Source organism: Shewanella sp. SM68 (genome assembly GCF_025653925.1).
In the GTDB taxonomy this organism is placed as follows: Bacteria; Pseudomonadota; Gammaproteobacteria; order Enterobacterales; family Shewanellaceae; genus Shewanella; species Shewanella oncorhynchi.
This window is the reverse complement of record NZ_JAKKRU010000003.1, coordinates 392,690-407,155: the sequence shown is the minus strand read 5'-3', so window position 1 is coordinate 407,155 and position 14,466 is coordinate 392,690. Positions and strand designations below refer to the sequence as shown.

Here is a 14,466-nt window from a genome sequence, read left to right as displayed (position 1 = left end):
TCGGGTCTCTATTTTTTTAACTATTTTCAACAAAAGCATTGTTTTCTGAGGCAATGTGGCATTAGATAACTTAACGAAAAAGTGATTTTTGATCGGCATGACAAGAGACTATTAGATGAAAAATATTATCTGCGATATCGATGGTGTACTACTGCACGACAATAAACTGATCCCCGGCAGCGACAAATTTATCCAGCGCATTTTAGAGCAAGGCAATCCGTTAGTAATATTGACTAACTATCCCGTACAAACGGGTAAGGATCTGCAAAACCGTTTAAGTGCCGCCGGTATTGATATTCCTGAAGAATGCTTTTACACCTCTGCCATGGCAACCGCCGACTTTTTAAAACACCAAGAAGGCAGTAAGGCCTATGTCATTGGCGAAGGCGCCCTCACCCACGAACTCTACAAAGCGGGCTTTACCATCACCGACATCAACCCCGACTTTGTGATTGTCGGTGAAACCCGCTCATACAACTGGGAGATGATCCATAAAGCGGCAGGCTTCATCGCACGCGGCGCGCGCTTTATTGCCACCAATCCCGATACCCACGGTCCAGCCTACAGCCCAGCCTGTGGTGCACTCTGTTCACCTATTGAGCGTATTACCGGTAAAAAACCTTTCTACGTGGGCAAACCGAGCGCTTGGATTATTCGCTCTGCACTTAATCATATCGATGGGCACTCGGAAGACACTGTCATCATAGGCGACAATATGCGTACCGATATTTTAGCGGGCTTCCAAGCTGGGCTTGAAACCATTCTGGTCACCAGTGGTGTGAGTAAGCTCGAAGATATCGACAAAGAACCCTTCCGCCCGAACCATGTGTTTGCCTGCGCTGGCGATATAGATGTTGTTTAAACAATTATCTAAACCTTTGTCTAACCCTGCGTAGCCAGTCATTCTGCAAGTCATTCCAACATTACCTATGCAACACGCCTCGCCCAAAGGCGTATTGCATAGGGTAAAGCAACATTAAGTAACATATTCGCCTTCTTCTCAGCCTTGTGGCTCACAGCGGCTTGCTTCATGATAAGCCTCGCTTCTGATTGATTAACATAAATCTAAAATACCTTAATTAAAACAACAGTAGGATTAACCTATGCGACGTCTGTATCCCCTCTGTGCGTTGGCGATGCTCAGTGCCTGTAGTCCGAATGCACCAGAGCCTGATGGCAACAGCACTTTGGCTGAACTCAAACCAGTGCAGTTTAATGAAGCGCGCTTTAGAAATGATATTAAAGCCCTGTCATCCGATGAATTTGAAGGCCGTGCGCCCACCACTCACGGTGAAAAACTCACCTTGGATTATTTGACCAAAGCCTTTACAGAGATGGGACTCAAGGGCGCGTACCAAGGCAGCTTTTTACAACCTGTGCCTATGGTGAGCTATACAGCAGATGAAGCGCAGCAAGTCACGCTGGCAGGATTACCCTTTAAATACCGAAAAGATCTAGTGCTCAGCAGTCGCCACGATAACGGTGGTATTAGTATTGAGAACGCACCATTAGTCTTCGTCGGCTATGGGGTGAACGCCCCTGAATATGGTTGGAATGATTACCAAGATCTCGACATGAAAGGCAAAATCGCGGTGATCTTAGTGAACGATCCTGGCTTTGCTCGCCCTGACTCGGGGAAATTCAACGGCAAAGCCATGACCTATTACGGCCGTTGGAGCTACAAATTTGAAGAGGCCAGTCGTCAAGGCGCACTCGGCGCACTGATTATCCATGATACCGAGCCTGCCTCTTACCCTTGGTCCGTGATAGAAAATAGTTGGACTGGACCACAGCAAGATCTGGTCCTCAGTAAAGCAGAACAAGATAGCCGTATCCAAGTCGAAGGCTGGCTTACATTGGACGCGGCTACACAACTGTTCGATAAAGCCGGTTTATCACTGCCTAATTTAATGGCGCGCGCCGCCGACAGCTCAATCAATTTACCCCTTGAACAAACGGCCAACATCGCCTTTAAAAATAAAGCCGAATACGCGAATAGCTACAATGTGGTCGCCACACTCCCCGGCAGCACACAAGCCGACGAACAAATCCTCTACACCGCCCATTGGGATCACATAGGTAAAGACGAGACGAAAGCAGGCGATCAAATTTATAACGGCGCCATGGATAATGCCTCGGGCACTGCCGGCATTCTCGAAATCGCCAGACAATTAGCCGACAATGCCAAACAAGGCCATGGTTTAGCGCGCTCGGTTACCTTTATCGCTACCACAGGTGAAGAACAGGGCTTACTCGGTTCACGCTATTACGCCGCTAATCCACTTTATCCTATCGACAAAACCGTGGCAGTGTTAAACCTCGACAGCACGAATATCTATGGCAAAACCAAAGACTTTACCATCGTCGGCAAAGGTAAATCTGAGTTAGAAACTTATCTTATCGATGCGGCTAAACAACAAAACCGCATCGCCATGGGTGAGAAAAATCCCGCTTCGGGCGGTTTCTTCCGTTCAGATCATTTCAGCTTTGCCAAACTAGGCGTGCCCGCCGTCTTTGCTGGCGGCGGTAGCGACCCCGTTGATGAAGCCACGGGTGCTTATAAAACCCAGATGCAAGCGACAATGAAGGGCTGTTATCACAATGTCTGCGATGAATACCGTGAAGACTGGGATTTAAGCGGCGCGCTGCAAGACTTGCAAATCTACTACCAAGTCACACGCACATTGGGCAACAGTAAAGATTGGCCGGGATACTATCAAGGTACAGAATTAAATAGCCTGCGCCCAGCCAAAACGACGCTTGTAACGGACGCAAAATAACAGGCTGAGTGAGTGGCTTCTTACGAGAGGCAGCTGGGTTAGTCCTCTCTTATTGCCGCCTGCTAGTCGCACCTGCGAAATAAAGCGCCAGCTGAATAGAGCGCCAAACAAGACCTACAAGCACGTGAACCATTCACGTGCTTTTTGTTTTCAGCTCACAAACAATGCCGTTATCGCGAAATATCCATCCTGCCACACAATTCTGAATAGTCTTATGCCATTGGTTGATGTCAAACTCGGCGCATTAATTGATTAAAAATAAAACACTTAAACGAGCCAACTCATTATTTATGGTCTTTTTTAACGGTTTTTCTGTCATCGACACTTTTTTAAAACTCATTGTGAATTCCCCAAAACCCCTCACACCAAATCAGACAATAAAAACAAATCATCAAAAATAACGTGAATTAAATGAATTATTCTCAAATAAAATCATTAAACACAAACATCTAAATCAACAAAATCACCAATAAACAGATAAAACATCAAAAATAGTATTTGGCAAAACGCTAAATAGCTGGCACATTAAACCTCAATTGAGACATCCTCAAATGACAGACAGTGTGGGAGTTGTACTATGTGTTCAATCTTTTCGATTTTAGATATCCAATCTGATGCCAAAGAACTGCGCCAAGTCGCGCTAGAAATGTCTAAGCTCATGCGCCACCGTGGCCCTGACTGGTCAGGTATTTATGCCAGTGATAAGGCGATTCTTGCCCACGAACGTTTAGCGATTGTTGACATTGAACACGGTGCTCAGCCGCTGCTGACTGAAGATGGCAGTTTGATCCTCGCGGTCAACGGCGAAATCTATAACCACAAAGAATTGAAAGCCCAGTTAGGCGATAAGTACAGCTATCAAACCAACTCTGACTGCGAAGTGATCTTGGCGCTGTATCAAGAATATGGCACTGAATTTCTTGATAAATTAAACGGTATCTTCGCCTTTGTGTTATATGACAAAGCCCAAGACAGATACCTTATCGGCCGCGATCACATGGGTATTATCCCGCTATACACAGGCCGTGACGCTGCGGGTAACTTCTATGTTGCCTCCGAAATGAAAGCCTTGATGCCAGTGTGTAAAACCGTAGAAGAATTCTTACCGGGCCAATATTTGTACTCAAGCGATGCCGCCGCGGTGAAATACTACACTCGCGATTGGCAAAGCTATGATGCGGTTAAAGATAACCCAGCCAGCCAAGAAGAATTGCGTGACGCATTAGAAGCGGCGGTCAAGCGCCAATTAATGTCAGACGTGCCCTATGGTGTGTTGCTGTCGGGCGGCTTAGATTCCTCGATCATTTCCGCCGTGACGCAAACCTTTGCTAAACGCCGCATTGAAGACGATGGCGAAACCAACGCTTGGTGGCCACAGTTACATTCCTTTGCCGTCGGCCTTGAAGGTGCGCCAGATTTAATCGCCGCCAAAAAGGTCGCCGAAGCGATTGGTACGATTCACCATGAGATCCATTTCACCTTCCAAGAAGGCTTAGATGCGATTAAAGAAGTGATCTATCACTTAGAAACCTACGATGTCACCACCATACGTGCTGCCACGCCAATGTATTTAATGGCGCGTAAAATCAAAGCGATGGGCATTAAAATGGTGTTATCGGGTGAAGGTGCTGACGAACTATTTGGCGGCTATTTATACTTCCATAAAGCGCCAAACGCACAGGCATTCCACGAGGAGTTAGTCCGCAAACTCGATAAGCTGCATCTGTTCGATTGTCTGCGAGCCAACAAAGCCATGGCCGCTTGGGGATTAGAAGCTCGCGTGCCCTTCCTCGATAAAGAGTTTATGGATGTGGCGATGCGCATCAACCCTGAAGCGAAAATGTCTAAGGATGGCCGTATTGAGAAACATATTCTGCGTAAAGCCTTTGAGCACAAATTGCCAAAAGAAGTAGCGTGGCGTCAGAAGGAACAATTCAGTGACGGCGTTGGCTACTCTTGGATTGACGGTTTGAAAGAACAAGCTGCAGCGCGTGTGGATGATTTACAATTGGCGAACGCGAAATTCCGTTTCCCATACAACACGCCAGAAACCAAAGAAGCTTATTTCTATCGCTGCTTCTTTGAGGAACATTATCCACTGAGCGGCGCTGCAGAAACGGTTCCAGGCGGTAAATCCGTCGCCTGTTCAACGCCAGAAGCATTGGCTTGGGACGAAAGCTTACGCGGCATTATCGACCCATCAGGCCGAGCAGTACGCTCTGTACACACCTCAAGTTATTAATAGCCTAACGTTGAAGGACTAAGTTCATAAATTAGGTTAATGAGCTAGATTGATGAACTGGTTAATACAGCCAACCACAAGCGCCACCCTAGGGTGGCGCTTGTATTTTGATGCTTTTTACTTTTATTGCTTACTCACGTACAAAATGGTGACTTAGCTAAAATACCAAACTAGGCCGACAGCGCACTGAATGGCTGGATTTGAGCCTGAGTATGAGCGTTAGTATGAATTTGAGTCTTGTCGTTGATTTGCACTTGAGTTTGAAAATGAACATTCATCTGCGTCAACGCCATCGGATCTAAGCTTAAAAACTGCTTTCCGGCACTCAGCCCCGCATGATAATCATGGCGTAAATCCGCATCGGTACTGCCCAGCAATTTACTTTGCAAATTTTCAGCAGCAAAAATCTGCACTATCTCCACATCCTCTGGCGGATTAGCGATGAAATCCAATTCATCCTGATAGGCTTGTTCGTGCTGCACTAAGTAATCTATGGTTTTCGGACAAAAGCCAGAAACACAAATCCAAGATTTTAATTTGTGAACCCAAGCCGATTGCGCCTGAAAATCCTCGCTCACAGTACGGATCACCACAATTTTGCGGGCACCACGACGATAGGCCTCACGCACAGGTAAAGGCGCTGCTAAACCGCCGTCGAGATAAAAATCACTATCAATACCTTCGCTTAATGCTGCGCCGTGATCAGAGGCGCTATGATTAGCCGCGCCGTTATTACAGGCCTTGTCACTATTACAGGCGTTGTCACTCAGCCAAGGCGTGAGTTTCACCCCTTGTTTATACAAAAATGGTAATGCGCTAGAAGCTTTTAGCAATTCGCGCCACTGGCCTTTACTGCTTGGACTTAAAAAATAACCTTTGCGATCACTGGCATTAGTGGTGGTGATCAGTAACTGCCGATGACCGAGTGAGGCTGTCGCCGCGTTAAGATCTAATTTAAACATCCCTTGTCGAGTCTGCTCAAAATACCAATCTAAATCGACTACATTGCCGCCAACTAACCCGCGACCGAGTCGATAGAAACGTTTATGGCGCGATAAACCGCGGATTAAGCGTTTGGCATAACCCTTTTGGCGGGCCAAAAAACTGCTGAGATTCTGTGAGCCTGCTGAGGTACCGATAAACAAATCAAAGGGATCGAATCCGCCATCAAGCCAAGCATCGAGCACGCCTGCGGTGAATATACCGCGCTGACCACCACCTTCTGCAATCAGGGCCACCTGTGGGCTAGCGTTAGATTGAGCGTCTTTGGAGGTTAAGTGGCTGACGGCGTGCATAGGAAAACCTTATCGAATAATTCATATAAGGCGAGTCTAAACAAGCTGAATGAGAAAATATAACGGATAGAAACTATCATCTTAATAGGTAAACACTATTAAGATGATAGTTACACAAGGTTAATCCATGCTAAAGGCACGAATACAGACAGAGAGCTACGGCGGTTATTCGCGCAAGATTAACCCATTCGCTCCAGCTTGCTCATCATCATTAACGAACAAGCTATTTTTACATCAATGCATTAAAACTTATGACTCAGTTCAAGCGTAATATTACGCGGCTCACCGGGGAAATGGCCATTACGCTCGCTAAAACCACTGACGGCATATTCTTTATCGAAGATATTTTTAAGATTTAAGCGAACTTGAGTTTGATCCCACTGGGTCGTCCAGCTCATATCAAAAATGGTATGGGGCTTCACCGTTTGGCCATCGAGGCTAAACTGTTCACCCACGTAATCCATGCCAAAAGCAATCGCCGAATCGAGTACATTGATATCGTAACGGGTCCATATCCCTGCTTGATGGCGCGGCGCATTGGCAAAGTGCTTACTATCAAACGTATTAGTTAAACTGTCGTTCGTTACCCCTTTAACCACTTCAGTCTCGTTATAGGCATAGTTTGCCGTGACGGTCAGGTTATCGGTTAAATCCCCCACCAGCGTCCATTCAAGGCCTTGACTGTGTACTTCACCCAAATTAAGTAAAGCGGGAATACCATCGTCATCACCAGTATCTAAAGGGTTAGCTTGGGCGACATTTTGTTTTTCAATGCGATACACAGCAAGCGTGGTCATAAACTGGCCATCAAGCCATTCATTTTTCATCCCAAGTTCAATTTGATTGCCCGTTTCTGGATCGAGGAAACCGTCACCAATATCTTCCGCTTGATTGGTTAAAGATGCTGGATTGAAGCTCTCTGAGTAATTCAAATAAAAGGACATGGAATCGATTGGGCGATAATTAAGCCCTGCTCTTGGCGTTATCGCGTTATCGCTGAAGGAGAAACCGGTATTTTTATCATAATCATCAAACTGGCTAAAACGCAGACCGGCAATCAATGACCACTGTTCATTAAAGTGCAGATGTTCCTGTACATAAATGCCGTAACGGTTAGCGCGGGTACCATCGGTATTTTTATCCTTCAAGTTGTAACTATTAGGGTCGGTATCACCATAGTTAAGGTCAAAAATATTCAAGTTACCAACACCATCCTTATCAGTCGCCAATTTGTACTGATATTCGGTTTCGACATAGTGATAGTCGCCGCCGAACAGGAATTCATGTTCAAAACCTAAAGCATCGAATGCATAGACAAAATCATTGGTTAAACTGATTTCATCATTAGCCCGTGCTTGAACTCGGTATTCACGCTTAATGGTGCCATCACCCATAATGGGCTTTTTATTGGCATCTAAGGTCGCCCAACCTCTCGATTCATGATATTGCTGCGTCGAATCATTATTCAGATAACGGATCTGAGTCTTGACCGAGAAATTATCGGTAAATTGATGATCAAGAATCGATTGCAGCACCAGTGCATCCATCTTCTGGAAGTCACTCTTCTCATTGGCATTATAGGATGGTGCGACAAGAAAATTGCCCGCATCATCGACGGGAACACCGCGCAGTCGGTTACCGCCTAAATCCTGCTTAATAATATCGAAAGTGGTGGTGAGCTTAGTATCGTCACTGATTTCGTAGAGTAACCCACCCGCCACTTCGGCATTTTGGCTATCGGCATTATTGCGAAAGCTATCTTCCTGCTGATAATAGGCGCCAAAGCGATAGGCGAGATTTTGGGTTAGGCCACCAGTGAAATCCAGCGAGCCCCCCATCATATCCTCGCTGCCCGTGCTTAAGGTCAGCTCTTTACTTTCAACAAAGGTCGGTTTTTTAGTGACATAGTTGATCATGCCGCCGGGTTCACCGCCGCCATAAAGTGCGGATGCAGGACCTTTTAACACTTCAACCCGCTGCACGTTAAAGAGTTGCGGCACAGAAAATCCCGAATAGGGATCGCCCCTTACCCCATCATAAAAAACGTTGGCATCGTCGCGGAAACCGCGAAAGGTCACGCCCGAATAACTAAACTCACTCACGCCCGCGATAGAGCGGTATAAATCGGTAATATTGCGCGCCGCTTGGTCGACGATTAACTGCTCGGTCAGCACTTGCACCGACTGCGGCAATTCCATCACATTAATCGCCGTCTTAGTGCCAACTGTCGTTTCTTTATCGACGTACATTTGCATTGCACGGCCATGGACAGCAATACGCTCAGGTGCTGCGAGTGTTATCTCCCCATCGGCCGCGGATTGAGTCGATGCAGGACTGGGGACTGGTGAGTTCGTAGACAAGGTCTGCTGTGGAGCCTCTTTATCGAGTACGATTTCAGCGGCAAATGCCGACTGATGTTGAGCGAGTGCAAGTGCGATTAATGAGTAGGCGAAACGAGTCTTCACAGAATGTCCCCAGCGCGAGCGCATAAAAATGGCATAAACCAAAGGGTTTACAAATGTATTCAAACGAATTGGCCGTCATTATAAAGAATGATTTACGAATGACAATAATTATCATTTGAATTTACACAATTGTGAAACGCGTTTAATAAATCATCGACATCAACCCACATAGTCCTTGTTATGTTTGGTTATGACTCAAACGAAAGAGAGCGCCAGTAACACAAACCTTCGATGGAAGTTTTAATTTGGAATGAAATAGAGACTCACAGCATCAAGCTGAGTATTTGTGTACAACCTAAGAAAAACAATAAGTTAAAAATTTAAACGATATAAAAATAAAAACCAGCGACAGTGCGCTGGTTTTTGGCTATTGTTGAGCTGTGCTTAAGCAAGGGCTTAACTCAGCCTATAAGGTGAATGCTTAAAAGATAGCTTCATCCAATTGAGTGAGCATTTCGCTCGCCTGCTCGATTTGCTTACGCAGACTGCGACCTTGCACCGCCCAGTAAGCCATGTAGAAATCGGCAGTTTTCAATTTGGCCTGATAAAATGCAGTTTCTTCGGTGCCCTGCTCCAGCGCCGCTAATGCCACCGCGGCACTTCTGGCCCACATCCACGCCAGCGCAGTCACCCCAAATAACTCCAGATAAGCCATAGAGGCTGCGCCGATAATGTCAGGATTGGTCGCTGCCTGCGAAGCTAAATAACCGCTAGCCTTTTGCAAATCACCCGCACAATCCATTAAACCACTCACGTAAGGTTGCATCGCCGCATTCGTGCTATGTGACTTAATAAACTCAGTCACTAACGCCGACCATTGCTGCATCGCCGCACCGCGGTCGCTAAGCAGCTTACGCCCCACTAAATCCAATGCCTGAATACCGTTAGTGCCTTCATAAATCAGTGCAATACGGCTATCACGCACAAATTGCTCCATACCCCACTCATGAATATAACCATGTCCACCAAACACTTGCTGTGCATCGACACAGGCATTAAAACCACGGTTAGTGATAAAACCTTTCACCACTGGCGTGAACAGTGCCGCTAATTGGGAGGCAACTTTGGCTTTGACGGGATCGGTATGACGCTCAGCTTCATCTAGCCACAAAGCTTGTTGTCCAACTAAGGCTCTTGCGCCTTCATTAAAGGCTTTTTGCGAGAGCAACATGCGGCGCACATCGCCATGAACCAAAATCGGATCGGCGGCTTTTTCGGGTGCTTTGGCACCGCTTAAGGCGCGGCTCTGTAATCTATCTTTGGCATAGGCCAGCGCATTTTGATAGGCAATCTCAGAGACGCCCAGCCCTTGCACGCCCACACCTAAACGCGCTTGGTTCATCATAGTAAACATGGCTCGCAGTCCTTGGTGTGGCTCGCCGACAAGCTCACCCAATGCACCTTCAAATACCATTACACAAGTTGAGTTACCGTGAATGCCCATCTTATGTTCAAGGCCACTGGCATATAAAGTGTTCGGTGCGCCTAAACTACCATCGTTATTCACTAATACTTTAGGCACTGCGAACAAAGATATGCCCTTCACGCCTTCAGGCGCATCCGGCAAACGAGCTAATACGAGGTGCACTATGTTGTCGGTGAGTTGATGATCGCCTGAGGAGATAAAAATCTTCTCGCCAGTAATGGCAAAAACGCCTTCGGATACTGGCACGGCTTTGGTGCGTAATAAGGCTAAGTCAGTACCGGCGTGGGACTCAGTCAAGTTCATGGTTCCCGTCCATTCACCGCTGACTAATTTGCTTAAATATTTTTGCTTGAGCGCATCACTGCCGTGGGCATGGATGGCGGCATAGGCGCCATGGGTCAAACCGGGATACATGGCAAAGGCCATATTGGTTGCCGTTTGTATCTCAGTGGCAAAAATCCCCACCACTTCGGGTAAGCCTTGGCCGCCATATTCAGGATCGCAGGTCAGCGTCGGCCAGCCATTATCAACAAACTGCCGATAGGCATTATCAAATCCTTCCGGTGTAATCACCTTACCATCGACCAACTTACAGCCTTGCAGATCGCCGACACTATTGAGCGGTAACATCACTTCACTACTAAAGTCGGCCATACCTTGCAGGATCGCATCGACAAGATCTGGATCGATTTCATCGAACCCCTTGAGTGCATCTTGCTGATAAATATGTAACATTTCATCGAGGATAAATTGATAGTCGCGCAGCGGCGCTTGATAAACTGGCATAATCGCTTCCCTTTTCTTGTTAGACTGCAACTCAACTAAGTGATCTGACCACTTTGGTGCTCTGACCACTTTAGCTAAATCTGCCGAAAAAGAAAGCACCTCAGTATCCTCCACAGACTTTTGTTTACACAAACGAACAGCGAAACCGTAAATTGATCGCAACAAAGCCTTATGTTATCGCGGAAAACTTTGTAAGCTAACTGCCTGTTTTTCTGATACGTCAGCAGAGTTAAGGATATTGTTACTATGGGTTCTGTCACTACTAAAAAGCACGCCAACGGGCTCGATTATGTCGAAGTGAATACGGCGTTATGTCAGGCAAGAATTTTTTTGCAGGGCGCGCAAATAGACTATTTTCAACCCGTAGGCAAACCACCTTTGCTGTGGGTTTCATCGGCTGACGATTATCAACCCGGTAATGGGATCCGTGGTGGTGTACCCGTATGCTGGCCTTGGTTTGGCATGAGTAGTGAAGCGAACTTTCCCCAACACGGTTTCGCCCGTACCCGAATTTGGGCGCTGGAATCGGTAGAAATGCGTAATCAGTTAGTGGATTTACGTTTTAGCTTAAAAATCAGTGAGCAAGATAAAATCTATTGGCCGCATAACACTGAGGTCAGCGTATTATTCACCCTCAGCGACACCCTAAGCATTAGTCTTGTGAATACCAACTTAGGTACTGACCCCGTTACACTTACCCAAGCGCTGCACAGCTATTTTCCGATTGAGGATATCCACCAACTCAAAGCCTGCGGTTTTAGTGGGTCAAAATACATCGAATTTGCACAAGGGCCTTATCCGCAAACCACGGATGAAGTGCTGTTTGATCGCGAGACAGATCGTGTCTATACCGATCTCGGCCCAGTGCAGTTATTGCATACACCGCAAGGGACAATCGAAGTCAGCCGTGAAAACAGCCAATCAGCGGTATTATGGAATCCATGGATTGAAAAGTCACAACGCTTGGGCCGATTTAATCCAGAAGATTATCTGACCATGGTCTGCCTAGAAGCGGCCAATGTATTAGAAGATAAAGTCGTGCTCGCACCAGGTGAAACCCACAGTTTAGTGACCCATATTCGCTGGAAAGACTAACGATTAAATATCCTAGCTCTTAATGTCCTAGTCAAAAAACGATACACACAAAAATGCCCAGTCCTATTTGCCAACGCAATCGGGACTGGGCATTTTTATCATTGCAAAACCTATCACTGCGAAACCAGAGTGTTTATCACTCCGAAGCCAAAGTTTTATCACTACAAAACCTAAGTTGTTATAACGATGAAACTTAAGGTAAAACTTATTTCGCCGATTTCTCTAAGCGCGCCAGCAAGCTAGACGTATCCCAACGGTTACCGCCCATGCCCTGCACTTCTGAATAGAATTGATCCACCAAAGCGGTCAATGGCAAGTGTGAACCATTGCGGCGGGCTTCTTCTAAGGCGATGCCTAAGTCTTTACGCATCCAATCGACGGCAAAACCAAAATCATAGCTTTGGCCCCACATCGTCTTGTAGCGATTTTCCATCTGCCAGCTTTGCGCCGCGCCTTTGCTGATCACTTCAATGACTTTCTCGCCATCGAGTCCCGCTTTACGGGCAAACTGTAATGCTTCCGCCAAACCTTGCACCACACCCGCGATACAAATTTGGTTCACCATCTTAGTTAACTGACCAGCACCGACATCACCCAAACGTTCGGCGCAGCGGGCAAAGGCTTCAATCACGGGTTTAACACGCTCAAATACCGCTTCATCGCCGCCGACCATCACAGTCAAGGCGCCATTTTCGGCGCCCGCTTGTCCGCCAGACACGGGCGCATCGAGGAAATCAATGCCTTTTTCGGCTAAGACTTTGGCAAGCTCACGAGCGACATCGGCCGAAGCCGTAGTATGGTCAACCAGCACAGTGCCCTTTTCCATCCCATGGATAACGCCATCACTGCCTAATACCACTTCACGCAGATCGTTATCATTGCCCACGCAAGTAAACACAATATCTTGACCCTCGGCCGCTTCCTTTGGTGTTGGACAGCAGCGACCACCATAGGTGTCGACCCAAGTTTGCGCCTTGGCAAAAGTACGATTATAAACAGTGACCTCATGGCCTTTGTTCAGTAAATGCCTCGCCATGGGATATCCCATTACGCCTAAACCAATAAATGCGACTTTTGCCATGAGCTGATCCTTAAATAGATAAACAAAGTGAATCGATTCAAAATAGTGGCCGCAGTTTAACATTCATCAATGGTAACGTCAGAGTGAAATCGGAGCGAGTGATAAACGCACTTTTCGCTAGAAACAACAAAGGCGCCTTAAGCGCCTTTGCTGATTTAATTTATGGAGCTATTTCACCACATGGGCTTCCATTTCGGCGCCAATCTTTTTACGCATTTCCATCAAGCGCAGTGCAGAATCCCGTAAATGAATATCATGTTCCGTCTGTGGTATCCACTCAGGCACAGGCGTAGGTAGGCCATCTTCATCAACTGCGACCATGATCACAATACAATGGGTGGTGAGATGACGCTCAGAAACTTTAGGATCGCCCGCTCGCACATCGATACCGATATGCATAGAAGTTTTACCCGTATAAATCACTTTTGCGCTGACTTCAACAATATTGCCGACCAAAATGGGTTGCACAAAACGAATACCGCCCGCATAGGCAGTAATACAATATTTACCGCTCCAGCCCGCTGCACAGGCATAGGCCGCGAGATCGATCCACTTCATCACAGCGCCGCCGTGAACTTTACCACCAAAATTCACATCCGCAGGCTCTGACAAAAATCTCAGGGTACTTTGTCTATCTATACCAGCCATATAACCTCAACTTATTCAGCCACTGTGGCTCAATGTTTCGTGCAATAGGCTGAGTTTACGATAGAAAGCGCCATTAGCGTAAAAATAATTACGATTGACCTAGTCAAAAAATTCGATTTAACCAAAGTGGCTAATAAGCACGCAGCAAAGCAATAAACTCGGCAACGCTAAACGATAAATCCATAGTTGAAGTTCACTACTGACGAAACGCGTACCCTTAGCAAAAGTGTAAACGCCTAAGCCAAACATAAAGAAACCAAGCACTTCGAGGCCCGAAGACATATTGCTATCGCCACCGACGTTAATCGCCGTCACCAATAAGGCAAACCAAACCACCACGTAAGCAGCGATTGCTAAGGTAAAAGTCTTGATCCCGATGTCCATGTTTGGATGCCACACTTTAAACTCACCGCGGATCAATTCGGTCAGATTGGCAGTTAATGCGCCAATGAGGGGAACAAGCGGGATCACCGCGGGATTTAACATGACACACTCCATTAAGATTGAATATGTCTGTCATTATCTGTGGTCACTAGAATTAAACAAGCTTGATGAACAAATGTTAACACTATGGATATCATACAGTTAGAAAGTGACATCTATCACAATAAAGCCATAAGATAACGGAGTTCAACTCACATGAACAAT

10 protein-coding genes are annotated in these 14,466 nt (G+C 46.5%); 4 read left to right on the top strand and 6 right to left on the bottom strand.

The window, feature by feature from the left end:
• Positions 1 to 115 precede the first annotated feature (115 nt).
• From L5M40_RS07355 to asnB, 3 genes are all read left to right on the top strand, one after another.
• On the top strand, positions 116 to 862 hold the full coding sequence (locus tag L5M40_RS07355) for an HAD-IIA family hydrolase (protein ID WP_028760358.1): 747 nt from the start codon (positions 116 to 118) through the stop codon (positions 860 to 862).
• A gap of 241 nt (positions 863 to 1,103) precedes the next feature.
• On the top strand, positions 1,104 to 2,780 hold the full coding sequence (locus tag L5M40_RS07350; RefSeq protein WP_263256463.1) for a M28 family metallopeptidase: 1,677 nt from the start codon (positions 1,104 to 1,106) through the stop codon (positions 2,778 to 2,780).
• Positions 2,781 to 3,357: 577 nt separating this feature from the next.
• Positions 3,358 to 5,022, top strand: a complete 1,665-nt coding sequence (gene asnB / locus L5M40_RS07345) for an asparagine synthase B (RefSeq protein ID WP_105252850.1) — start codon at positions 3,358 to 3,360, stop codon at positions 5,020 to 5,022.
• Positions 5,023 to 5,192: 170 nt separating this feature from the next.
• Here the strand turns inward: asnB and L5M40_RS07340 are convergent, their stop codons facing one another.
• The 3 genes from L5M40_RS07340 to L5M40_RS07330 all read right to left on the bottom strand — a co-directional run bounded on the left by L5M40_RS07340 (position 5,193) and on the right by L5M40_RS07330 (position 10,994).
• Positions 5,193 to 6,317: a patatin family protein gene (locus L5M40_RS07340; RefSeq protein WP_263177334.1), complete on the bottom strand. Its 1,125-nt coding sequence runs from the start codon at positions 6,315 to 6,317 to the stop codon at positions 5,193 to 5,195.
• Between the two features lie 242 nt (positions 6,318 to 6,559).
• Entirely contained in the window at positions 6,560 to 8,806 is a 2,247-nt protein-coding gene (locus tag L5M40_RS07335) for a TonB-dependent siderophore receptor (protein ID WP_263256492.1), read from the bottom strand.
• 397 nt (positions 8,807 to 9,203) lie between these two features.
• Positions 9,204 to 10,994: an acyl-CoA dehydrogenase C-terminal domain-containing protein gene (locus L5M40_RS07330; protein WP_263256490.1), complete on the bottom strand. Its 1,791-nt coding sequence runs from the start codon at positions 10,992 to 10,994 to the stop codon at positions 9,204 to 9,206.
• Positions 10,995 to 11,240: 246 nt separating this feature from the next.
• On the opposite strand from L5M40_RS07330, the gene L5M40_RS07325 reads away from it, so the two are divergent.
• Complete coding sequence (locus L5M40_RS07325) at positions 11,241 to 12,089, top strand: D-hexose-6-phosphate mutarotase (protein ID WP_263256462.1); 849 nt, start codon at positions 11,241 to 11,243, stop codon at positions 12,087 to 12,089.
• Between the two features lie 205 nt (positions 12,090 to 12,294).
• On the opposite strand, the gene L5M40_RS07320 is transcribed toward L5M40_RS07325, so the two are convergent.
• From L5M40_RS07320 to L5M40_RS07310, 3 genes are all read right to left on the bottom strand, one after another.
• On the bottom strand, positions 12,295 to 13,170 hold the full coding sequence (locus L5M40_RS07320) for an NAD(P)-dependent oxidoreductase (RefSeq protein ID WP_263196025.1): 876 nt from the start codon (positions 13,168 to 13,170) through the stop codon (positions 12,295 to 12,297).
• Positions 13,171 to 13,338: 168 nt separating this feature from the next.
• Positions 13,339 to 13,818 carry an acyl-CoA thioesterase gene (locus L5M40_RS07315; RefSeq protein WP_105252855.1) on the bottom strand — a complete coding sequence of 160 codons (480 nt, stop codon included), beginning with the start codon at positions 13,816 to 13,818 and terminating at the stop codon, positions 13,339 to 13,341.
• A gap of 117 nt (positions 13,819 to 13,935) precedes the next feature.
• Positions 13,936 to 14,304 (bottom strand): hypothetical protein, encoded by a 369-nt coding sequence (locus tag L5M40_RS07310; RefSeq protein ID WP_168823881.1) that lies wholly within the window; start codon positions 14,302 to 14,304, stop codon positions 13,936 to 13,938.
• Positions 14,305 to 14,466 lie beyond the last annotated feature (162 nt).